Raw genomic sequence first — 21,035 nt, forward strand, 5'->3', positions numbered from 1 at the left:
TCCGTCGGAAAGATGATCGAACAACATCGTTGTCTCCAGGTTGAGTGCTTCAGCAACCTCAGTCTGGCCTCAGACCCGGTCGCTATCCACTCCCCATGGAATCTTCGCTGCGCTCGCAATGACGGAGCGCGTCGCCGCTACGACATGAACCGCATCATCTTCTCCAGCCGCGCGATCTTGCCGCGATAGGGCGGGTAGAGATCGGCGAGGCGGTTGAATTTGGAGCGATAGAACACCGGCTTCAGCTTGCTGAACGTCTTGAATCCCCATTCGCCGTGATAGGCGCCGGTGCCGGATGCGCCGACGCCGCCCATCGGCTGGTTGGCTTGTGCGAAATGGAACAGGCAGTCGTTGACGGTGACGCCGCCGGAGATGGTGCGCGACAGCACCTCGTCGCGTGCCGTGCGGTCCTTGCCGAACCAGTACAGCGCCAGCGGTCGGTCGCGGCGGTTGACGAACGCGATCGCATCAGCTGGATCGCGATAGCCCAGCACCGGCAGTACCGGCCCAAAGATCTCCTCCTGCATCGCCGCCATCGCCTCGGTCGCGCCAACGATCAGTGTCGGCGGGAATTTGCGGTGCGCCTTCCAGTTGGGATCGTCGGGCTTTGCCGGTTGCAGGATCCTTGCGCCGCGGGTCGCGGCATCCGCCACCAGGCTCTCCAGCCGTGCGTAATGCCGGTCGGAGATCACGGAGGTATAGTCCTTGTTGGCGGGATCAGTGCCGAACATGCGCCGCATTTGCGCGCGCACCTTCTCGGCGAAGGATTGCACGGAATTGTCCGGCACCAGCACGTAATCCGGCGCGATGCAGGTCTGCCCGGCATTGAGCAGTTTTCCGTAGGCGATGCGCTCTGCGGCCTCTTCGAGATCGGCCGAGGCGTCGATGATCGCGGGCGACTTGCCGCCGAGCTCGAGCGTCACAGGCGTGAGGTTTCGCCCCGCGGCCTCCGCGACCAGCCGTCCGACCCGCGTCGAGCCGGTGAACACGAGATGGTCGAACGGCAGGTGCGCGAAGGCTTTTGCGACCTCGTCCTCGATGCCGGTGACGAGCAGCTCGCTGGCCTCGAACCTCGCGGCCACCGTCTCCTTCAGCAGCGCCGAAAAGTGCGGTGAGAGCTCGCTCGGCTTGATGATCACGCGGTTGCCGGCGGCGAGCGCGCCGATCGCGGGCGCGAGCGTGAGCTGGAGCGGATAATTCCAGGGCGCGATGATGCCGACCACGCCGAGCGGCTGCGGGATCAGCCGGTTGCGCGCGGGCAGGAATTGCAGCGCGGTGGCGATGCGCTGCGGCGCCATCCAGATCTTCAGGTGTTTGGTCGCATGGCGGATCTCGCCATAGACCATCATGGCCTCGGCGATGGTGGTCTCGACCGCCGAGCGGTGGCCGAAATCGGCCGAGATCGCCTGCCGGAAGCGCTCTTCATTGTCGGCGACCACGGCGCGCAGCCGCGCCAGCCGGTCGAGCCGCTCGGCGAGCGTTGCCGCCGGCTCCGCCCGCGACCGTGCGAGCGTGGCATGGAAGGCGTCTTCGAGGGCCCGAATCGGGGCGCTCGTTTGGGATCGGTCCAAGGTTTGGTCCAAGGTTTGGCCCACCGCATGGTCCATGGCGTTCCTCCCCAAAACGGCGTTCCGCCTCTGTTTGTTGCCGCAAGCTGGCGCTTTGTGGAACTTCTGGCAAGTCTGCGGCAAATCGACGGGAATTCGGTCGATCCACCTGTCATAAAGTCGAAAAAAATGGACCCGCAGCCCTTTCCAAAGGCAGCCCGCCTTGATACATACCCCCCGCACCCGACGGGCTTTGCCCCGGGATTGCCTTCCAAGGAAGTCTTTGGGACGGACGAGCAAGCCACGCGAACAGCGCCGGCCCTCAATCCACCGTCCCCGGCATTTTCACGAAGGCGCGCAACGGTTTAACGCGGGGTGGAGCAGCCCGGTAGCTCGTCAGGCTCATAACCTGAAGGTCATAGGTTCAAATCCTATCCCCGCAACCAAGATTTCAAAATGAAATCAAAGAATTAGCCCGCCTCTGGCGGGCTTTTTCATGCTGTTTTTCTTGCCTGGTGGTATCGGCTGTCCAGCGGGTGATCGCGGCCACTCATTGAACTCGACGAGAAGCTTTGTTGTATAGAGGGCTCTATGCAGAATCTCATGCGAACACGGTGCGCCCGCCCCAGACGCGGGATGGCGGCCGTTAACGGCGGTGGGCTCGTTCTGGGCGGCGTCCGGATGCGGCGGAATCAATGAAGTCGGTCGAACTGGACGAAGTCATCCACCAGCCGCTTCGGCTGAGGATCATGGCTGCTCTCAACGCGCTGCCATCCGGTAACGGCCTCGAATTCGCAAAATTGAAGAAGTTGACGGGCGCAACCGACGGCAATTTGGGAGCGCATATCGACACGCTCTCGAGAGCAGGCTACGTCGGGATCGAAAAGGCCTTCGTGGGAAAGAAGCCGCAGACGATGGTGACCGCCACAGCGGCCGGCCGCGGTGCCTTCGCCCGCCACGTTGCGTGTTTACAGGAGATCATCGCGCAATCCGGGCGGCGCGCGTAGGGCGTTCCGTTCATCGGCTGGAGTCCGATCCTGGAATTTCGGTGACAGTGCACTTAACTGGAGCCTGCCTCCGCGACAATAACTGCGTCACTGGCCGAATGCCGGGAAGACTTCCCAACATACCGCAGGCAGGGTTCCGTGGACTGCGCTTGTCCGTTCTGATCCAATCCAGACGATCAGCTTTCTCGCGGGCTGCACGATGAGTTCGCTCTTCGGCCCAGCGAAGGACATGCATGTCGTGAACGACGCTCGGATTCACGAGCTCTGCGCCAGCGATGAGGGTCCCAGCGATGAGCAAGAGCTTGCGCACGAATGCTGCCAGGGCGGCAATCCTTGCCGCCGGACTTTTCGTCACGGCCCCCTTGCTTGCAGGCGATCGTCAGTATGGGCAAGGTGCAAGTGATACCGAGATCAAGATCGGACAGACGATGCCCTATAGCGGGCCGCTCTCGGCATCCTCTGCGATCGGCAAGGTACAGGCAGCCTATTTCCGCCTGATCAATGATCATGGCGGCGTCAATGGACGCAAGATCAATTTGATTTCCTACGACGATGCGGCGACGCCGTCCAAGACCGTCGAGCAGGTCCGCAGGCTCATAGAGAGCGACGAGGTGTTGTTTACATTCGAGACACTCGGCAATGCCTCGAACATCGCGGTTCAGAAATATCTCAATGACCGCAGGATCCCTCAACTCTTCGTGGCCGGACGGTCGACGCGTTTCGAGGATCCGATCAACTTCCCCTGGACGATGGGATTTGCCCCCAACCTCCGCACGGAGGTTCGCGTCTACGCCCGCTTCATCCTGGACAACTATCCCCATGCCAAGATCGGTCTGCTCTATCAAAATGATGAGACCGGCAGGGATTATCTGACGGGGTTGAAGGAAGCGCTCGGCGCCAGGGCAGGCGAACTCATCGTCAGTGAGGCTTCATACGATGTGTCGGATCCGACCGTCGACTCGCAGGTCGTGCGGCTCAAGGCGGCCGGTGTCGACGTCTTCGTCGACATGGCTGCCTCGAAATTTGCCGCCCAGGTCATCAGAAAGATCGCGGAGCTCGATTGGAAGCCCGTTCACCTCCTTGGCGTGGGATCGTCCTCGATCGACGCGGTCCTGGTCCCCGCGGGCATCGAGAACGCAAGAGGCATCATCTCGGCGAGCTCGTTCAAGGAGGCCACGGACCCGACCTGGCGCGATGACGAAGGCATGAAGCGATGGAGCGCCTTCATGGACGGCTATTATCCGGGAGGCGACCGGAAAAGCATCTTCACGGTCTATGGCTATAGCGCCGCCGAACTGCTGGTGCAGGTCTTGAAGCAATGCGGCGACAACCTCTCACGCGAGAATGTCATGGCGCAAGCGACGAACTTGAAGAACGTGAAACTTGATCTGCTGCTCCCTGGGCTCTCCATCAACACCAGCCCGACCGACTATCGCGTGGTCAAGGAGTTCCGAATGATGCGCTTCACAGGCAACCGGTGGGAGCCATTCGGGCCGATGGTCACCGATTGAGCCGGTGCGTCTGTTCGCGGGTGCCATTCGTTACGGGGACAGTGCACTTAACTTAATGGAGCCTGCCTCCGCGACAATTAAATGCACTGTCACCGAAACTCGGTCGTGACGACGCAGGGCATTGAAGCCCTGCGCCGCCAGCGCCACGCACCGCGCTTCGGAAACGGAGATCTCCACCTTCAGGAGCGCGCTCCCGACACCGTCGCGATAAAGGCGCGCAGGTCGGCCAGCATCAATTCCGGCTCTTCCAGCGCGGCGTAATGCCCGCCCCGCGGCATGTCGGTCCAATGCACGATGTTGTAGGTCTTCTCCGCGAACGAGCGCGGCGGCGGCAAGAACACCGGATCCGGGAAGGCCGCAACGCCGGTCGGCACCTGGATGCGGGTGCCGGCTGGAAGCATCCGCGACTTCTCAAGCCGGCTGCCGTAGTAGATCCAGGTTGCAGTCACGAACGATGCCGGCGCGATATAGAGCATGAGGTTGGTGAGGAGTTCCTCCTCGGAAAACTTGCTCCAGATGTCGGGGTCGCCATCGGCGGTAGTCGGAAGATCGGCCCACTTGCCGAACTTTTCGAGTATCCAGCCCGCCGCTCCGACCGGGCTGTCGGCCATCGCGATGCCGAGCGTCTGCGGACGAGTTTCCTGCTCGTGAAAGTAGGCGCTCTCCCGATCGGCAATGGCGGCCCGCTTGGCGGCGAAGGACTTCTCCTCGTCGGTCGTCGGAGCGGCATCCGCCGCACGCACGGTCATCATGTTAATATGGATGCCGAGCAGAGCGTCCGGTCGATCATGCGCTGCCCAGGCCGCGATGCTGTGGCCCCAATCGCCCCCTTGAACGAAATACCGCGCGTCGCCGAACAGTTGTACCATCAGCCCATGCACGAGCGCAGCAGCCCGCCGCGGGCCGATCGGGCGCGTGATCGGGTTGGAGAACGCGAAGCCAGGAAGCGAGGGGACGACAACATCGTGCCCGTCCGCTGCGAGCGGCTCCAACAGCCGCTCGAACTCGAGATACGAGCCCGGCCAGCCGTGGAGAAGCAGGACGGGCGGCTTGGAGCCGTCGCCTTTCACGTGAACGAAGTGGAGGTGCTCGCCTTCCACGTCGGCCGTGAAGTTGGGCAGCGCGTTGAGGCGCCGTTCGACCGCACGCCAGTCGTAGCTGTCCCGCCAATACGCGGCGAGCCGCTTGAGGTCATCAACCCCGACCCCCGCCGACCAGCCCCCCGCATCCGGCAGCTGGCTCCAGTCATAAGCCTCGACCTTCGCTCTGATCGTGGCGAGCCGTTCGTCAGGGATGTAGATCGTGTAGGGTGAAATCATGATGTTCTCCGCTTAAACGGCTGACGACGTTGGCCGCCGAAGGGCAATACCGACTGAACTGAAGGCTGCGCACGACGTTTCCTCGAACCCCATCCTTATTGCGTTACCGTAAGATCGCGCGCGACATCCGGTACGAGCCCGATCATGACGAACTCCGTCGTGCCGATCGCGGAGGCCGCCACGGCAAGCGCGAACAATGCAGGCGACATCGGTGTGCTCGTTATGCGTCGATCAGATCAGCAAAGTGCGCGGCGAGGCCGGTTTGGCCTGGCGCGACGTGATCGACCATGGTGTGGCGATCGGGGAAGTCGCCGCCGTTTTGCGAACGGAAGGGAATCGGCTTGTCGGTGAATAGCCCGGCGAGACGCACACGCCATGCTGCCTTGATCGCGTCTACTTCCTCCACCGTGGAAACGTGACCTGCGCCATAGACCGCGTGTGTCGGCAGCACGTCCATGCCGGGGTAGAACAGCGCGCCATGGGTCAGCGGGAACAGCAGTTGCTCGATCGGCCCGTTGATACCCCGCAGGCCATAATCGGCCACTGGGCCGCCTGCCTGCACGTTGACCAGCGCTCGCTTGCCCTTGAGGATGCCGTCGCCAAAGCGGAACTCGTTGGAGCCGTTCTGATAGCCGTAGGCAAAACCGAAGGCATAGACCCGCTCTATCCAGCCCTTCAGGATCGCGGGCACGCCGAACCACCACAGCGGGAATTGCAGGACCACAGCATCGGCCGCGAGCAGCTTCTGCTGCTCGACGATCACGTCGGACGTCTGATGCCCGCTTCCGTAAGCATGGCCCGATTCCATGATGAATGACAGCCGTTCGGAGTTGTTACGGACTGGAAAGTCATCGGCATCGTACACCGCCTTCCACTTCATGCCGTAAAGGTCTGAATGGATCACGGTGTGCCCCGCCGCCGACAACGTCTCAGCGGTCACCTCGACCAACTGCCGTGTCAGCGAAGTGGGTTCAGGGTGCGCGTAAACAATAAGAACCTTCATGATGGCTTATTCCTGATGGTTGGGATCTGTCGGAATTCGACGACGATCTTGCCGAAACGCCCGCCAGTCTCTCGTGGCCGGAAGGCATCGGCGAGCGGGAAGGATCGATTTCCAGTAAGGTTACTCCAGAGGTCTTATTGCACTGATCTGAAGCTGCTGGCTTAGCATTGGCAGAATCTTATTCATGTGAGGCTGTAGACGTTTCACATGAAGATGGAGAGCGCTTTGGCTTTCCCAATCCTCGACGAAATAGAAGCTGCCGGTATGCTCAACATCTTCGAACATCTCGTAAGAGATGCAGCCGCTTTCACGCCGCGCCGGCTCGATTAAGGCTTGAAGGCCTGCCCGTACATCGGCTTCGTGGCGGGCCTTCGCCCTTACCTGTCCCAATACGGTGATGGCTTGATTATCGCTGCTCATTATGCCGGCTCGTTTGTCGGGAGGGGGCGATGGATCCCCCTGGACCTCCATTCCGATCCTCATATGGAGCGGCATGACGCGGTATTGAAATCGAACCTTTTACCTGTTGTTATCCAGCAAATGGATACCAGAAACCTCGATCTCGGCCTCCTCGTCACGCTCGAAGCCCTACTGGCGGAAGGAAACGTTACGCGTGCCGCCCGGCGCTTGAACCTGAGCCAACCCGCCTTGTCGGCCCGGCTGGCGCGGCTTCGCGATGAACTCGGCGATCCTCTCCTCATTCCGGCGCAGCGTGGGATGGTCCTGACCCAGCGCGCCGTCGAGCTTCGGCAACCGTTGCATGAAGCGCTGGAGGGTGTCCGCAGGGTTGTGGCAGATGGAATGCCGTCCGACCCGGCGACCATGGAGGCTACCCTGGTCATCGCCGCGAGCGACTATGTGCAGTATGCGCTGCTCAGCCGCTTCTCCGTCGCGCTCAGGACCGAGGCCCCCAGGGTCCGCATCGCGTGGCGTGCCCTGGACGTGCTGGCGGTCGCCACGCAGTTGGAGCGCGGCGAGGTCGACCTTGCCTTGGCATCGCCAGACCATGCACCTGCGGCCATGCGCCAGCGCCAGCTCTTTCGTGAGGATTACGTGGTGATCGCCCGGCAGGGACACCCGGCCGTGCAGGGCCGTCTCAGCCTGGACGTATTCTGCGCTTTGGAGCACATCGTCGTGTCGCCCCAGGGCGGCGGGTTCTCGGGGCCTGCCGATGCGGCACTAGAGGCCATCGGCCACCGCCGCATCGTAGCCCTATCCACGTCGGGCTTTCTGATCGTGCCGGAGGTAGTGTCGCGGTCCGACATGATCGCTTTGATCCCACGGCGGATCGCCGATGGCTGGTCGGATCAGGTGCAGGTGGTGGAACCGCCACTCACCATTCCTGGCTTTACTATCGCGAGTGTCTGGCACGACCGGACGACCAACCATCCGGCACAACGCTGGCTGCGTGAACGGCTGACGACGTTGGCCGCCGAAGGGTAATACCGACTGGTGGCGATGGTTTGGGGCCGCCGGGCGAATTCTTTCACGAGCTCGTCGCGCGTATCGCCGGACGGCGATGCATACGACCTCTCTACCGCCTTTGCCGCCGACTTCAGCAGGCTGCTCGTCACGGGCGGTACCCCTTTCGGGGCGGCTCCGTCGCTGCCGTCGCCGGGCCGCTTGCACGGCCTGCTCGGTGGAGCGCCGAAGCAATCCGCGTGCGAAGCGTTCGGAAGAGCTCCGGGAATTGCCGGGTTCATCGGTGGCGTTCCCCCAAGTTGGACCGACCAGGGCGCGGCGCCTCCATCGCCTCCGGCCGGCGCGCCACTGGCCAGGGAGCCTTCACCCGCGACATGAAGCCGGGGAAGCGCGAATCGCCGACACGGGCGATGTCTATTTTGGTTGTCGAGAAAACAGCTGAAAGGCGACGGACACCGCTGAAGCTTTCTGTCAGAGCGTTGATCCGATGATGCAGCAAACGCTCGTTTGTCCAACAGACGATGCCATCGCCAGTCTTGCGTTGGCCATTCACGAAAATTTTGGGACGAGCGCGGTAGCCGCTTCTTGGATCGTGCGCCAGACCGCCTCTATGTCGCTCGCCTCGGTGAATATCGTGCCGATAGAGACACGAACCATCCAATGCCCAGCCGCAGTAGCGGGCGTGACATAAGCTTGGCCTGAGGCGTTCACCGCATGCGCCCATGCGCGCGTGAAGTCATCGAGACGATGCGAAGGCACAGACCTCGGGCGATACACAATACATACGGTTTGCAGAACGACGGGTGCGACGACTTCCCACCCCGGTGTTGCTTCGACTTTAGACCGAAGATCTTGCGCCAGGCTAATGTCTCGTCGCAACCTGGCCTGCAACCCGGAAACGCCCTGTTCCCGTATGGCGAACCACAGTTTCAACGCCCTGAACCTCCGTCCGAGCGGAATACCGGTGTTACGCAGATTGCGCACCTTCTCGTCGGCCTGAGATTGGAGGAAGCTCGGATCGGCAGACATCACCCTGAGAAGATGAGGTTCGTCCCGAACGAAATAGAGGGAACAATCGAATGGGACGCCGAGCCATTTGTGCGCATTGATCACGACACTGTCTGCGCCCTCGATGCCATCCCACATCCACCGTAGCTCGGGCAAGATCATCGCATTCCCGGCCATGGCAGCGTCGATGTGGAGCCACAAACCGTGCTTTCGCGCTATGGCAGCGATCTCAGAGACTGGATCAATGGACACAGTAGCGGTCCCGCCCACTGCCGCGACGATCGCGCATGGCTTGAGCCCGGCGTGAATGTCCGCGGTTATCATATCTTCGAGCGCCTCAGGACGCATCGCGAAATTGCCGTCGATATCGACCATGCGGACATTCTCACGGCCGAAGCCCGCCAGCAGCGCCGCCTTTTCGACGGAAGAATGAGCGCTTGCCGATGTGTAGATCGTCAATGGCTTGAGTTCCGCTTGCAGACCCTGGCGGACGAGCGAAAAGCCCGTCGTCTTTTCCCGGGCACATAGCAGAGCAACCAAGGTGCTTGTCGACGCAGTGTCGTTGATCACGCCAAACCAGGCCGACGACAAGCCAACCATCTGCCTGAACCAGTCGACCGTGACCTCCTCAATCTCGGTCACGGCGGGCGATGACTGCCAGGACAGGCCCAGCACCCCAAGTCCGCTGCACACCAAGTCACCAAGGATGCCGGAGCCAAGTGAATTGGAAGGAAAGTAGCCGAAGAACCGTGGGTGTTGCCAATGCGAGATGTTGGGGAGAACCACTGAATCGAGATCAGCGATGATCTCATCGAACCCCTCAGCGTCTACCGGCGGGGAAGCCCGAAGCATCGCCTTAACGTCACCCGGCTGTGTCGCAGGTTGGACCGGATAGTCGGATATTTTCGCATGATAGTCCGCCAGCCAATCGATGATTTCGCGGCCTCGTTTTCGGAATTCCTCGGGCGTCATCTAGACCTCTATGGTTGTTCACTCCGGCCGGGTGTTCCAAGCGGAGCCCGGGCTGCAAATCATGATCTGCGCATCTCGACCAGAACCTTCCGGAAATCGCCTCGAGATACGATCGAGACAGAGTGCCTCCCGTTTAGCGCGCGAAATGATCATGGCTAGCCTCCTTCGCACATTTTGGGTTGCTCGCGACGAGTTGCAAACAGCTCCGCAGCTCCAGCCGATCAATTCATGCGGAGCGCCCAGCGGGCGCTGGTCGTGTCCCAAGGAGTGGTGTAGCTGATTAGCAAAGCCGCTCGCGACGCGCGCCCCCACATGGCGCCGTAGCGAGCGAGCGGCTTTGCGGGTGGTCACCGATGATTCGTCGGTAAGGTTTGGGTTGCGACACCGACCTGATTCGAGGAACCACCGATGACCGACGACATGATGAACCTGCGCGCGCTCGTAGAGAAGACCCCGATGCCGATCTGTTGCGCGAGATGATCGGCTTTGCCGCCCACCGGCTGATGGAGCTGGAAGTCGAAGGCCTGACAGGAGCGGCTTACGGCGAGAAGAGCCAAGAGCGCCAGGCTCAGCACAACGGCTACCGCGATCGGAGCTGGGAGACCCGCGCCGGCACCGTCGAGCTGCGCATCCCCAAGCTGCGCAAAGGCTCCTACTTCCCGGGCTTCCTTGAACCGCGGCGGATGGCCGAGAAGGCGCTCACCGCCGTGGTGCAGGAGGCTTATGTGCAGGGCGTCTCCACCCGCTCGGTCGACGACCTGGTGCAGGCGATGAGCATGAGCGGCATCTCCAAGAGCCAGGTGTCGCGGCTGTGCGGCGAGATCGACGACAAGGTGAAGGCCTTCCTCAATCGCCCGATCGAGGGCGATTGGCCCTATCTGTGGATCGACGCCACCTACGTGAAGGTGCGCCAGAACGGGCGGATCGTCTCGGTCGCAGTGATCATCGCAGTGGGGGTCAACAGCGACGGCCGGCGCGAGGTGCTCGGCATGGATATTGGTCCCTCCGAAGCCGAGACGTTCTGGACCGCGTTCCTGCGGAAGCTCGCCCGCCGCGGCCTGCGCGGCGTCAAGCTCGTCGTCTCCGACGCTCATGAGGGGATCAAGGCCACGATCGGCAAGGTTCTCAACGCCACCTGGCAACGCTGCCGCGTGCACTTCATGCGCAACGCGCTGGCGCATGCCGGCAAGAGCGGCCGGCGCGTCGTCTCCGCCTTCATCGCCACCGCGTTTGCCCAGGACGATGCCGAGGCCGCACGAGCGCAGTGGCGGCGCATCGCCGACCAGCTCCGCCCAAACTGCCGAAGCTCGCGGCGTTCCTCGATGAGGCCGAGACCGACGTGAAGTTACGGTGACAGTGCACTTAATAGGGCGCCCCAGCGACAATTAAGCGCGCTGCCATCGCAATTGGAAAACGACCCGCATGAGGCAGACCATTTTTTGGTCTGGGGATTCGCCCCCCTCAAAATTCCCTGATCGCCTTCCCGTCCGGTCCCACCAGCGACGACGGCGCTTCCCCAAACACCAGCCCTTCCGGCTGAAACCTGATCGTCTTCCCGCCCTCGACGAACTCCGCGAAATTCCTCGGCGTTGCCGCGTGCACGCCGTTGTCCAGGAAGTCGTTGATCTCGTAGCAGGTGTCGGGCTTGCCGCCGGAGCCTTCGTCCAAAAACTTCTGGAAATTCTGGCTCGTCACCTTGGCTTTCTTGCGCGCCGACCAGTTGGTGTAGCGGCGGTAGAGCTTTGGCAGGATCACCGGGCCCTTGTCGGTCGCGAGTACCTCGGTCTCGTTTGTCTTGGGCTCGCGCAGGTCGAAGTCGAAGGCGTCGATGGTTTTCGCAAGGTGCTTCCAGACCGGCAGCTTCTTCGTTCGCGCGGTCTTGGTCAGCGCGAGGAAGGCCTTGATCTCGTCGTCGTTCATCGACGAGTAGAACGTCGGATAGGCAAAGCCCTGCTCGACCAGCCAGTGGTTGATGTCGACCGTCTTGCCGCCGATCGCCACCTCGATGTCGCCGACCAGCCGCCCGTAGGTGTCGAACACCTCGTTCGGGGTATCGACATGGGTGAACACCCGACAGGCGAGCGTCGCCTCGCCGGCGCTGCCGAGGAAATCATGCAGCGCCTTGCTCGCGGTGGCGCCGAGGAACTGCCGGTAGGAGTGGGTGACCTCGTGATAGGCCTGCTTCTTGGCGTCGGTGAGCCCCTTCTTCTCCGCGGGCGACAGCGGTGACGGCATGTAATGCAGCTCGGGTGCGTCGATGCCCTGAAGACGAATGGTGAGCTTGCCGTTCTTGATCGGCGCCGTTGCGGTGCGGCCCTTGACCTTGGCGTTGTCGAAGACACGGGTCGGCTGGAATGGCAAGGTGTCGTTCTTGCGGAAACGGATCGCATCAGGGGCGACGGTCACGACGACCTTGGTGGTGTCGGCGTCCGACCGTCCCGCCGGCCAGAACTGGCTGACATCGATAGTGCCTTCGACCTCCAGCAATCCAACGGGCATCGGCAGCTCCCTGTCATCATGCACGACGATCGCTTGATGGAAACGACTCGCGGGCACCACGATCGGAAGCGGACCATCTTCGTGCGACAGGCCCATGACGGAGAGACCCGCAACACGCTGCCGCGCGGCGTTCGCCTTCTCTGAAGGGGCAAGAAAAAGCGCGGACCGACAGAGCCGGTCCGCGCCAGATCAGGTGGCGATGGCGCCGAAGCGTGCCTTACTTTCTAGAGAGCTCCTGCGAAACCGCGACCGAAGCGTCCGCCTGCCGCGGCTTGGCCGCATAGGGGCAGACCATGGTCAGGTTGAGCAGGGTCGGCGCCTGGTCTTCGCCGTTCCCGTACTCACAGACCAGACGGATTTCGTGCTGGTCCGAGTTCGGCGCGTCCTGCCGATGCTGCGTGATGTCGGCCTTCATCGGGATCGGCGGCTCCGAGTTGAAGCATTTGCGGATCGATGCATCCAGCAGCGCGCATTTCGTCGGCGGGATCACGACACGCTCGTCGTTCGACAGCGGTGTGGTGTTGGGCTGCGCGGTGAGCTGAAGACGGGCATGGCCGAGCGCCCTGAACCACACCTTGCCGCTGCCGTTCGGCCATGTCTCCAGCGGCGACAGGATCGGCTGATACTGGCCGTATTCCATCGTCTCGATGTCGATCTGCTTCGAGGCCTTGAGCCTGGCAACGCTCCTCTTCATGTTCTCGAGAGGATAGTAGTTGCCGTTCATCAGGTTTTTGTATTGTTGATCGTCGTAGATACCCGCCATCGATCGCTCCCGTATTTGCCTGGCCGCACCAGGCACGGGTGCCAGCGAGATATTCCAATTGCAACGCGGCTCACGATGAGCCGCGCTCGTGCCCCCAAACGTGCGCAGCGAAAAGCTATCATTCGAAAAGAAGCGGCGTCAACAAAGACAACTCAAAAGCGCGCATCGTCGTGCGCGCGTCACGTCTCTTACTTGTCGGCGCTTCGCGCCAGCACCAATTGGCCCTTTGCTTCCGTCATGCGCGTGCGTGTGTGGCGAGGTTCTCGGCGCGGTCGCGGTCGCCGGTGCCGAGCGCGCGGGCAATGGACGAGGCGACGCCCCCTCCCATGGCCGCGCCGGACATGCTCATGGTCAGCATCACGCAGGGAAACACCAGCGCCATCGCCGCCAGCGCCTCGATCCCGAGCCGCCCGACATAGGAGGTCTCCGCGACCGCAACCAGGGTACCGGCCAGGAACGCGAGCGCGTTCGGCCAGGCCAGCGAGAGCAGGGTGCGCAGGATCGGTCCGTCGAGCAGCGCATTCGCGGCCGGGCGAGGCGGTGGAGGCGACGGAGCTTCCTTGTTCGATCCTGGCATGCCTGTTTGGGCGATCGGCCGTTCTGCCCCTCGCCCTCCGGCGCTTGATCGCGGGATGGTGCAAACGTGCCGGTGTTTTGCCCGACGTGTCAAACGGCTTGCCGGGCGGCACGCCACTTGACGGCTACTGTGCATGGGGTTGTTTTCGATGTTTTTGTTTCGGTAGCCTGCTGCCATCGAGGGCGATGCTGTGGCTGCTTGTGCGGCGCAAGGAGGCGCCCGCGGCGACACCCTCTTGTGACGACGAAAATCCCTTGCGCGGCCGCCAAGGTGAGCTACCGTTGACGCACTAGCCGCAGGGCCAGGGTGACATTCTGATTTTCATTTTTTAGCATCCGATTTCATCGGCGCCGCGACGGCGCGACGCCCACCGGACAAGGCGGGGCCATGATCACACGGGACCAGTCAGCACTCCTGGCACCGGTCGAGCGCGACCTGCGACTCGATCTGTTTCGCGGCATCGGTCTGTGGATGATCTTCCTCGACCACATCCCGCATGACGTCGTGGCCTGGCTGACGCTGCGTAATTACGGCTTCAGCGACGCCGCCGAGTTCTTTGTCTTTATCTCGGGCTACCTCGTCGGCTGGATCTACGGCCCGATCGTCGCGGGCGGCTGGTTTCTCGCGGCCGTCAAGCGACTGTGGCGGCGCGCGGCCGAGATGTATGTCGCCCACATCATGCTGTTCCTGCTGTTCACGGCGCAGATCGCGCGCACCGCGCGCCGTTTCGACAATCCGATGTACGAGCACGAGTTCAACGTGTTCAATTTCCTGGCGCATCCGGACGAGCTGATCGGGCAGGCGATCGTGCTCAAGTACAAGCCGGTCAATCTCGACGTGCTGCCGCTCTACATCACGCTGGTGTTCGCCTCGCCCTTCATCATCTGGTGCCTGGTGCGCCGGCCGAACCTGACGCTTGCGGCCTCGGTGGTGCTCTACGTTTTTTCGCGCTGGTTCGACTGGAACGTCGCCTCCTATCCACCCGGCACGACCTGGTACTTCAATCCGTTCTGCTGGCAGCTGATGTTCGTGTTCGCGGCCTGGTGCGGCATCGGCCAGATCGAGAAGATCGCGACCTTGGTGTGGTCGAAAACGGCGATGACGCTGGCGGCGGCGTGGCTGCTGTTCGCGCTCCTGATCGTGATGACCTGGCACATCCCCGCGCTCGAGGCGCTGGTCCCGAAATGGATGATCAAGCGGATCTATCCGATCGACAAGACCGACCTCGACATGCTGCGCTTCACCCACTTCCTGGCGCTGGCGCTCTGGGTCACCTATTTCGTCTCGCGCAAATGGCGGGCGCTCCACGCGCCCTGGCTGCGGCCGGTCATTCTCTGCGGTCAGCATTCGCTGCCGATCTTCTGCCTCGGCGTGTTCCTGTCGTTCTCGGCGCACTGGATCCTGACGCAATACACCAAGGGCGTCTGGGAACAGCTCGCCGTCTCGTTCGTCGGGATCGTCATCATGATCGGCGCAGCCTGGCTGCTCGGCCGGGCCGAGCGGGTGCCGAACCTGTTCGTCAAGGTGACGGAAGTCGAGGAGGCCGACACGGCGTTAGACGGTGCGTCGGCGACGACCGCCGCCGCGCCCGCAGCTCATTGACGCAATCGCCAGCGTGCACTTCGTGGAGAGCGGAGAGATCAATGTCGAGAGGTTTGTTGAGCATCGCCGGCGCGCTCTTGCTGCTCGTCTGCGGCGTTTCGGCGCAAACGCCCTCACCCGAGGCGATGGCTGCTGCGCGCAAGCTGGTGGTCACGCTGAAGATCGCCGACCAGTACCGCACATTGCTGCCGCAACTCCTGCTCAAGCTTCGGCCCGTGGTCGCGCAGGACAGGCCGGAGATCGAGCGCGACTATGACGCGTTGACGGCGCCCGGCGCAGAGATCTACGCCCCGGCGCTGGCGTCGATGACCGATCAGCTCGCCGCGCTCTATGCCCAGAGTTTCACGGTCGATGAGCTGCGCGAGATCGAGGCGTTCTATGCCGGGCCTGCGGGCCAAAAATATCTCGGGAAGTCCGATGCGCTGGCGCAGGCCAGCGCGCAGATCAGCCAGGACGTCAGCCAGAAGGCTGCCGACGAGCTGAAGCAGCGCCTGATCGAAGCGCTGCGGCAGAAGGGGCACAAGCTCTGAACTCGACCGGTTGGGCGCGCGAGGTCTTGCCTCGTGCGCCCATGCGCCCATGCGCCCATGCGCTCACTTCACCAGCGGACAGCCGCCATCCTTCAGCGGACGGAACGCCTGGTCGGCGGGCACTTCGGCGAGCAGCTTGTAATAGTCCCACGGGCCCTTGGATTCCTCGGGCTTCTTCACCTGGAACAGGTACATGCTGTGCACCATGCGGCCGTCCTCGCGCAGGATGCCGTTGTCGGTGAAGGCGTCCTTCACCGGCAGCTCGCGCATCTTCGCCATCACCGTCTTGGTGTCCTTGGTGCCGGCGGCCTGCACGGCCTTGAGGTAATGCAGCGTGGCGCTGTAGGTCGCGGCCTGGTTCATCGTCGGCATCCGCTTGATGCGCTCCTGGAAGCGCTTGCCGAAGGCGCGGGTCTTGTCGTTGAGGTCCCAATAATAGGCCTCGGTGATGATCAGGCCCTGCGCGAGCTTCAATCCGAGGCTGTGGACGTCGGAGATGAACATCACGATCGCCGCGAGATTTTGTCCGCCGGCGACGATGCCGAACTCGCCGGCCTGCTTGATCGCGTTGATGGTGTCGCCGCCGCCATTGGCAAGCCCGATGATCTTGGCCTTGGAGGCCTGGGCCTGCAGCAGGAAGGACGAGAAGTCGGCGGTGTTGAGCGGATGCTTGACGCTGCCGAGCACCTTGCCGCCGGCCGCCTTCACGACGTCGGAGGTGTCGCGCTCGACCGAGTGGCCGAACACATAATCCGCGGTGAGGAAGAACCAGGTGTCGCCGCCGTTCTTGACGATGGCGCTGCCGACGGTGTGGGCGTTGGCATAGGTGTCGTAGGTCCAGTGCGCAGTATAGGGCGAGCAGGATTTTCCTGTGATGTCGGAGCTCGCCGCATCCGTCACGATCATGATCTTCTCATACTGCTTCGACAGCTCCATCACCGCGAGCGCCGTGGCCGAGGTCGGCAGGTCGATGATCATGTCGACGCCTTCGGTCTCCCACCATTTGCGGGCGATGGTGGAGGCGACGTCGGGCTTGTTGAGCACGTCGGCCGCGACCATGTCGATCGGCTTGCCGAACATCTGCCCGCCGAAATCCTCGATCGCCATCCTGGTGGCCTCGACATTCCCCTGGCCGCCGATGTCGGAATAGACCGAGGAGAAGTCGGAGAGCACGCCGATCTTGAGCGGGGTCTGCTGGGCGGAGGCGGGAGCGATCAGGGCAGCCGACAACAGGCCGGCCGCAGACACGAGTGCTGCGATAGGTCTCATGGATACGTTTCCTCTTGCGCGGGACTATGCTGTCCCTTTGTCCGACAAAGTTAGGGCGGGGTTCCGCAGGAGTCAATTTGCTGCACATGCGGCATGAATGCCGCAGTTTGACGCGCGATCCGGCCGATTTTATAGTTTGTCCGACAATCGCCATTGGAGCTGAATTTGCCTCTCGCGCCGCTCTTCCGTCCGATCGATGTCGCCCCGGCCTATCAGAAGGTCGCCGACGCCATCGAGCGCGAGATCGTCAATGGCCGTATCAAGCCGGGCGATCCCATCGGCACCGAGCATGATCTGGTGCGGCAGTTTGGCGTCAACCGCTCGACCATCCGCGAAGGCATTCGCGTGCTGGAGGAGGGCGGGCTGATCCGGCGCGATTCCTCGCGGCGCCTGCACGCCTGTCTGCCGCGCTACAGCAAGCTCGCGAGCCGGCTCAGCCGCGCACTTGTTTTGCACGAGGTCACCTTTCGCGAGCTCTACGAGGCCTCGATGACGCTGGAGGTCGCGAGCATCGAAGGCGCGGTAGAGCGCGCGACGGACGAGAATCTCGCCGAGCTCGACGATAATCTCGCGCGCAGCGAAGCCGTGGTCGGCGATCCCGCCTCGCTGGCCGAATGCGATGCCGAATTCCACGTGCTGGTCGGCAAGGCCTCGCAGAACCGCGTGCTCCAGCTCGCGCGCGAGCCGGCGGCGCAATTGTTCTATCCGACCACCGAGATGATCGTGACGGGTGTGGCCGAAGGCGGCCCGCGCCTCGTCGCCGCGCACCGCCATCTCATCGACGCGATCCGCCGCCGCGACCGCGAGGCCGGCGTGCTCTGGACCCGCCGGCATCTGCAGGACTGGCGGCGCGGTTTTGAGAAGATCGCCTCGCTCGATCGATCCGTCGAGCACATGTACATGGAGCACGCGCAGGCGGCTCGGCGACGATAGGGCAAGAAGACAAGACGCAAGATTTCAAACAAGAAATCCAGCAAATAAAGACATCATACGGAGGGACACATGACCGGCGAAACCGCAGCCACCATCTCGAAAGCGCGCGAGCATTCCATCGGCGATCTGTTGCGCCGCTCGGCGGGCCGCGAGCCGAACAAGCTTGCGGTGAGCTGCGGCAGCGTGAGCTGGACCTTTGCCGAGATGGACGCGATCTGCAACAGGCTCGGCCGCGGCCTGCTCGGGCTCGGCGTCAAGAAGGGCGACCGTCTCGCCGTGCTCTCGCGCAATTCGCACGCCTTTGCCGCGCTGCGCTTTGCGCTCGCGCGGATCGGTGCGGTGCTGGTGCCGATCAACTTCATGCTCAATCCGGATGAGATCAATTTCATCCTGCAGAGCTCAGGCGCGAAGCTGCTCGCGACCGGACCTGACTTCGTCGAGCCGGCGAAGGCGGCTAGCGCCAGGGATTGCGCCGTCGAGAAGATGATCTGGCTGCCGGGCGAGGATCCCGCCACGGCGCCCGCAGGTCTCACCACCTTCGACGATCTGCTTCATTCCGACGGCTCGTATCTGGATGCGTCCGTCGACAGCCGCGACCTTGCGCAGATCGTCTACACCAGCGGCACGGAGTCGCTGCCCAAGGGCGCGATGCTGACCCATGAAGCCGTGATGTGGCAGTATGTGAGCTGCATCATCGACGGCGGCATGAACGCGGATGACAAGTTCCTGCACGCGCTGCCACTCTATCATTGCGCCCAGCTCGATGTGTTTCTGGGGCCGCAGATCTATCTTGGCGCCTCCGGCGTCATCACGGGCAAGCCGACCGCCGACAACATTTTGGCGCTGATCCAGGCGCACAAGATCACATCCTTCTTCGCGCCGCCGACGATCTGGATCGCGATGCTGCGCTCGCCGAATTTCGACAAGACCGACCTGGCGACGCTTGAAAAGGGCTATTACGGCGCCTCGATCATGCCGGTGGAGGTTCTGCTCGAGCTGCAGCGCCGCCTGCCCAAGGTCAAGTTCTGGAATTTCTATGGGCAGACCGAGATCGCCCCGCTCGCGACCGTGCTGCGCCCCGAGGACCAGCTCCGCAAGGCCGGCTCGGCCGGCAAGCCCGTGCTCAATGTCGAGACGCGGGTGGTCAACACGGCGATGGAGGACGTCAAGGTCGGCGAAGTCGGCGAGATCGTGCACCGGTCGCCGCATCTGCTCTCCGGCTATTACAACGATCCCGTCAAGACGGCAGCCGCGTTCACCGGCGGCTGGTTTCACTCCGGCGATCTCGCCACCGTCGATGCCGAGGGCCACATCACCGTGGTTGATCGCGTCAAGGACATGATCAAGACCGGCGGCGAGAATGTCGCGAGCCGCGAGGTCGAGGAGATGGTCTACCGCATCCCTGAGGTCTCCGAAGTCGCGGTCGTCGGCCTGCCCGATCCGCGCTGGATCGAGGCGGTCACGGCCATCGTCGTCGTCAAGACCGGCGAGACGCTCGACGAGGAATCCGTCATCAAGCATTGCGCCGGCCAGATGGCACATTTCAAGGTGCCCAAGCGCGTCATCTTCGTCGATGCCCTGCCGAAAAACCCGAGCGGCAAACTGCTCAAGCGCGAGCTGCGCCAGCGCTTCGTCGGTGGCGAGACGCTCGACAGGGCGGTTCAGAAGAATTTCGGGACGTGAGCGCTGGGCGATATTTCTCGCCTCTCCACCACGAATGGAGGAGAGGGGACACGGCTCAGTACTTCTTCACATGCGTCCCGAACGCCAGCCACAGCGCGAGCGATGCAAGCCCGAAGCTGCCGAGCAGCAGAAAGGTCGGGCCATAGCCGATCCATTGTACGATCCAGCCGCCGAGCGCGGGACTCAGGCTTGCGCCGACGCCCTGCAAGGTGATGACGGCACCCTGACCGAGATTGATGCGGCCGGTGCCATCGAGCGAGCGTGCGACCATGCCGGGGACGGCAACTGTCTGCAGTCCGGTGCCAATGCCATCGAGCACCTGCATCGGCACCACGCCCCACCATCCCGTCACGAAGAACGCGAGCACGCCGCGGATCGGCAGAAACATGAAGGACACCAGGATCACCGGCCAGTAATTGCGCTTGCCCGCGACCTGCATGCCGACCAGCGACGTCACGACCATCACGCCCTGCGCAATGACGACGGTGGTCGCCACGAAGCTCGGGCCATTAGCCTGTCCCTCAGTGACTGCCGCGAGGCCATAGAGCGGGACGATCGCGGCATTGCCGAGATGGAAGATGGCAAGCGCAAGCGCCAGCACCAGCAGCGGCTTGTGCTTGAGCAGGACGGACATGGCATCCGGCGGGTTCTTGCTCTCGTCCTCCTTGCTGCCGCGGGCCTGGCGATCGTCGATCGAACTGGCGGGGATCATCATCACGCAGGCGATGGCGATGGCACCGAAGGCGGCCGCGAGCACGAACACGGCGACGTAGCCATATTTGTAGCCGAGATAGCCCGACAGCGCCGCGCCGACCATGTTGCCGGCGTGGTTGTAGGCCTGGTTGCGTCCGTTCAGCGCATTGAAGCCCTTCTGCTTGGCGATGCCGAGGGTAATGCCTGTCACCGCCGGCACGATCGCCGCGCTCGCCAGCGATTGCGCGACCTGCGAGACCGTCACCGCCCAGAAATTCTGCGAGATCAGGATGATCGCGGAGGCCAGCACCACTGAGATGCCGGGGATGACGACCCACAGCCGCTTGTTGCGGCTGGAATCGATGAAGCCGCCGATCGGCGTCGTGACCAGCATGCCCGCGACATTGCCGATTGTCAGCGCGGTGCCGATCAATCCGGTTGCCCAGCCGTGCTCCTGCAGGAACACGCCGACGAACGGCCCGATGCCCGACTGCATGTCGGCCATGAAGAAGTTGACGGCGTAAAGGGGCCAGATGCGGGATGGGGAGCGCGATGTCATCGAGACGCTGAGCGACTGCCGGCAGAGATGGTCTTGCACAAGCAGAGCTGACAAGACGGGCTGACATGGCCGGCCAATTGGCGCCGGGGCGGACGTGGAAGTAACATGGGCCGGATGCGTTGGTTCCTCCGCATGCGA

General features: G+C 62.8%; 16 protein-coding genes, 1 tRNA gene and 2 pseudogenes. 9 read left to right on the forward strand and 10 right to left on the reverse strand.

Features of this window, described 5'->3' with window-relative positions:
- Positions 1–137 precede the first annotated feature (137 nt).
- A complete protein-coding gene (locus tag RAD16_RS31245) occupies positions 138–1,607 on the reverse strand; it encodes a coniferyl aldehyde dehydrogenase (RefSeq protein WP_458161666.1) in 1,470 nt (489 codons plus the stop codon).
- 309 nt (positions 1,608–1,916) lie between these two features.
- On the opposite strand from RAD16_RS31245, the gene RAD16_RS31250 reads away from it, so the two are divergent.
- From RAD16_RS31250 to RAD16_RS31260, 3 genes are all read left to right on the forward strand, one after another.
- A tRNA-Met gene (locus RAD16_RS31250) sits at positions 1,917–1,993 on the forward strand.
- Between the two features lie 249 nt (positions 1,994–2,242).
- Positions 2,243–2,554: a winged helix-turn-helix domain-containing protein gene (locus RAD16_RS31255; RefSeq protein WP_458161667.1), complete on the forward strand. Its 312-nt coding sequence runs from the start codon at positions 2,243–2,245 to the stop codon at positions 2,552–2,554.
- A gap of 290 nt (positions 2,555–2,844) precedes the next feature.
- Positions 2,845–4,065 carry an ABC transporter substrate-binding protein gene (locus RAD16_RS31260; protein ID WP_458161668.1) on the forward strand — a complete coding sequence of 407 codons (1,221 nt, stop codon included), beginning with the start codon at positions 2,845–2,847 and terminating at the stop codon, positions 4,063–4,065.
- A 179-nt stretch (positions 4,066–4,244) separates the two neighbouring features.
- On the opposite strand, the gene RAD16_RS31265 is transcribed toward RAD16_RS31260, so the two are convergent.
- The 3 genes from RAD16_RS31265 to RAD16_RS31275 form a co-directional block, all read right to left on the reverse strand.
- Positions 4,245–5,384, reverse strand: a complete 1,140-nt coding sequence (locus tag RAD16_RS31265; protein WP_458161669.1) for an epoxide hydrolase family protein — start codon at positions 5,382–5,384, stop codon at positions 4,245–4,247.
- Positions 5,385–5,604: 220 nt separating this feature from the next.
- Positions 5,605–6,387: an NAD(P)H-dependent oxidoreductase gene (locus RAD16_RS31270; protein WP_458161670.1), complete on the reverse strand. Its 783-nt coding sequence runs from the start codon at positions 6,385–6,387 to the stop codon at positions 5,605–5,607.
- A gap of 120 nt (positions 6,388–6,507) precedes the next feature.
- The gene (locus RAD16_RS31275; RefSeq protein WP_458161671.1) at positions 6,508–6,807 is read right to left on the reverse strand and encodes a putative quinol monooxygenase; all 300 of its coding nucleotides are present in this window, start codon (positions 6,805–6,807) and stop codon (positions 6,508–6,510) included.
- 63 nt (positions 6,808–6,870) lie between these two features.
- Here RAD16_RS31275 and RAD16_RS31280 point away from each other — a divergent pair, with 63 nt between their 5' ends.
- Positions 6,871–7,830, forward strand: coding sequence for a LysR family transcriptional regulator (locus tag RAD16_RS31280; protein ID WP_458161672.1), 960 nt, complete (start codon positions 6,871–6,873; stop codon positions 7,828–7,830).
- Between the two features lie 528 nt (positions 7,831–8,358).
- On the opposite strand, the gene RAD16_RS31285 is transcribed toward RAD16_RS31280, so the two are convergent.
- On the reverse strand, positions 8,359–9,789 hold the full coding sequence (locus RAD16_RS31285; RefSeq protein ID WP_458161673.1) for a pyridoxal phosphate-dependent decarboxylase family protein: 1,431 nt from the start codon (positions 9,787–9,789) through the stop codon (positions 8,359–8,361).
- A gap of 408 nt (positions 9,790–10,197) precedes the next feature.
- On the opposite strand from RAD16_RS31285, the pseudogene RAD16_RS31290 reads away from it, so the two are divergent.
- A pseudogene (locus RAD16_RS31290) lies at positions 10,198–11,131 on the forward strand (IS256 family transposase); the annotation flags it as partial.
- A 119-nt stretch (positions 11,132–11,250) separates the two neighbouring features.
- On the opposite strand, the gene RAD16_RS31295 reads toward RAD16_RS31290, so the two are convergent.
- The 3 genes and pseudogenes from RAD16_RS31295 to RAD16_RS31305 all read right to left on the reverse strand — a co-directional run.
- A complete protein-coding gene (locus RAD16_RS31295) occupies positions 11,251–12,288 on the reverse strand; it encodes a thermonuclease family protein (protein ID WP_458161674.1) in 1,038 nt (345 codons plus the stop codon).
- 217 nt (positions 12,289–12,505) lie between these two features.
- Positions 12,506–13,051, reverse strand: coding sequence for a hypothetical protein (locus RAD16_RS31300; RefSeq protein WP_458161675.1), 546 nt, complete (start codon positions 13,049–13,051; stop codon positions 12,506–12,508).
- A 244-nt stretch (positions 13,052–13,295) separates the two neighbouring features.
- Positions 13,296–13,628, reverse strand: a pseudogene (locus RAD16_RS31305) (MATE family efflux transporter); the annotation flags it as partial.
- 387 nt (positions 13,629–14,015) lie between these two features.
- On the opposite strand from RAD16_RS31305, the gene RAD16_RS31310 reads away from it, so the two are divergent.
- Together RAD16_RS31310 and RAD16_RS31315 are read left to right on the forward strand one after the other, a co-directional pair.
- Positions 14,016–15,230: an OpgC domain-containing protein gene (locus tag RAD16_RS31310; RefSeq protein ID WP_458161676.1), complete on the forward strand. Its 1,215-nt coding sequence runs from the start codon at positions 14,016–14,018 to the stop codon at positions 15,228–15,230.
- Positions 15,231–15,271: 41 nt separating this feature from the next.
- Positions 15,272–15,760 (forward strand): DUF2059 domain-containing protein, encoded by a 489-nt coding sequence (locus RAD16_RS31315; RefSeq protein WP_458161677.1) that lies wholly within the window; start codon positions 15,272–15,274, stop codon positions 15,758–15,760.
- A 63-nt stretch (positions 15,761–15,823) separates the two neighbouring features.
- Here RAD16_RS31315 and RAD16_RS31320 read toward each other — a convergent pair whose 3' ends face one another.
- A complete protein-coding gene (locus RAD16_RS31320) occupies positions 15,824–17,029 on the reverse strand; it encodes an ABC transporter substrate-binding protein (RefSeq protein ID WP_458161678.1) in 1,206 nt (401 codons plus the stop codon).
- Positions 17,030–17,194: 165 nt separating this feature from the next.
- Between RAD16_RS31320 and RAD16_RS31325 the strand changes: the two genes are divergently transcribed.
- Entirely contained in the window at positions 17,195–17,962 is a 768-nt protein-coding gene (locus RAD16_RS31325; protein ID WP_458161679.1) for a FadR/GntR family transcriptional regulator, read from the forward strand.
- A gap of 69 nt (positions 17,963–18,031) precedes the next feature.
- Positions 18,032–19,645: an acyl-CoA synthetase gene (locus tag RAD16_RS31330; RefSeq protein WP_458161680.1), complete on the forward strand. Its 1,614-nt coding sequence runs from the start codon at positions 18,032–18,034 to the stop codon at positions 19,643–19,645.
- A 55-nt stretch (positions 19,646–19,700) separates the two neighbouring features.
- On the opposite strand, the gene RAD16_RS31335 is transcribed toward RAD16_RS31330, so the two are convergent.
- Positions 19,701–20,897, reverse strand: coding sequence for an MFS transporter (locus RAD16_RS31335; protein WP_458161681.1), 1,197 nt, complete (start codon positions 20,895–20,897; stop codon positions 19,701–19,703).
- Positions 20,898–21,035: the final 138 nt, after the last annotated feature.

The sequence above is a fragment of the Bradyrhizobium sp. 18BD genome, from assembly GCF_054185225.1.

Bases quoted from the DNA above. Each gene is read 5' to 3' on its own strand.
- RAD16_RS31245 (WP_458161666.1), bottom strand. From the start codon at position 1,607: ATGGACCATGCGGTGGGCCAAACCTTGGACCAAACCTTGGACCGATCC.
- RAD16_RS31255 (WP_458161667.1), top strand. From the start codon at position 2,243: ATGAAGTCGGTCGAACTGGACGAAGTCATCCACCAGCCGCTTCGGCTG.
- RAD16_RS31260 (WP_458161668.1), top strand. From the start codon at position 2,845: ATGAGCAAGAGCTTGCGCACGAATGCTGCCAGGGCGGCAATCCTTGCC.
- RAD16_RS31265 (WP_458161669.1), bottom strand. From the start codon at position 5,384: ATGATTTCACCCTACACGATCTACATCCCTGACGAACGGCTCGCCACG.
- RAD16_RS31270 (WP_458161670.1), bottom strand. From the start codon at position 6,387: ATGAAGGTTCTTATTGTTTACGCGCACCCTGAACCCACTTCGCTGACA.
- RAD16_RS31275 (WP_458161671.1), bottom strand. From the start codon at position 6,807: ATGAGCAGCGATAATCAAGCCATCACCGTATTGGGACAGGTAAGGGCG.
- RAD16_RS31280 (WP_458161672.1), top strand. From the start codon at position 6,871: ATGGAGCGGCATGACGCGGTATTGAAATCGAACCTTTTACCTGTTGTT.
- RAD16_RS31285 (WP_458161673.1), bottom strand. From the start codon at position 9,789: ATGACGCCCGAGGAATTCCGAAAACGAGGCCGCGAAATCATCGATTGG.
- RAD16_RS31295 (WP_458161674.1), bottom strand. From the start codon at position 12,288: ATGCCCGTTGGATTGCTGGAGGTCGAAGGCACTATCGATGTCAGCCAG.
- RAD16_RS31300 (WP_458161675.1), bottom strand. From the start codon at position 13,051: ATGGCGGGTATCTACGACGATCAACAATACAAAAACCTGATGAACGGC.
- RAD16_RS31310 (WP_458161676.1), top strand. From the start codon at position 14,016: ATGATCACACGGGACCAGTCAGCACTCCTGGCACCGGTCGAGCGCGAC.
- RAD16_RS31315 (WP_458161677.1), top strand. From the start codon at position 15,272: ATGTCGAGAGGTTTGTTGAGCATCGCCGGCGCGCTCTTGCTGCTCGTC.
- RAD16_RS31320 (WP_458161678.1), bottom strand. From the start codon at position 17,029: ATGAGACCTATCGCAGCACTCGTGTCTGCGGCCGGCCTGTTGTCGGCT.
- RAD16_RS31330 (WP_458161680.1), top strand. From the start codon at position 18,032: ATGACCGGCGAAACCGCAGCCACCATCTCGAAAGCGCGCGAGCATTCC.
- RAD16_RS31335 (WP_458161681.1), bottom strand. From the start codon at position 20,897: ATGACATCGCGCTCCCCATCCCGCATCTGGCCCCTTTACGCCGTCAAC.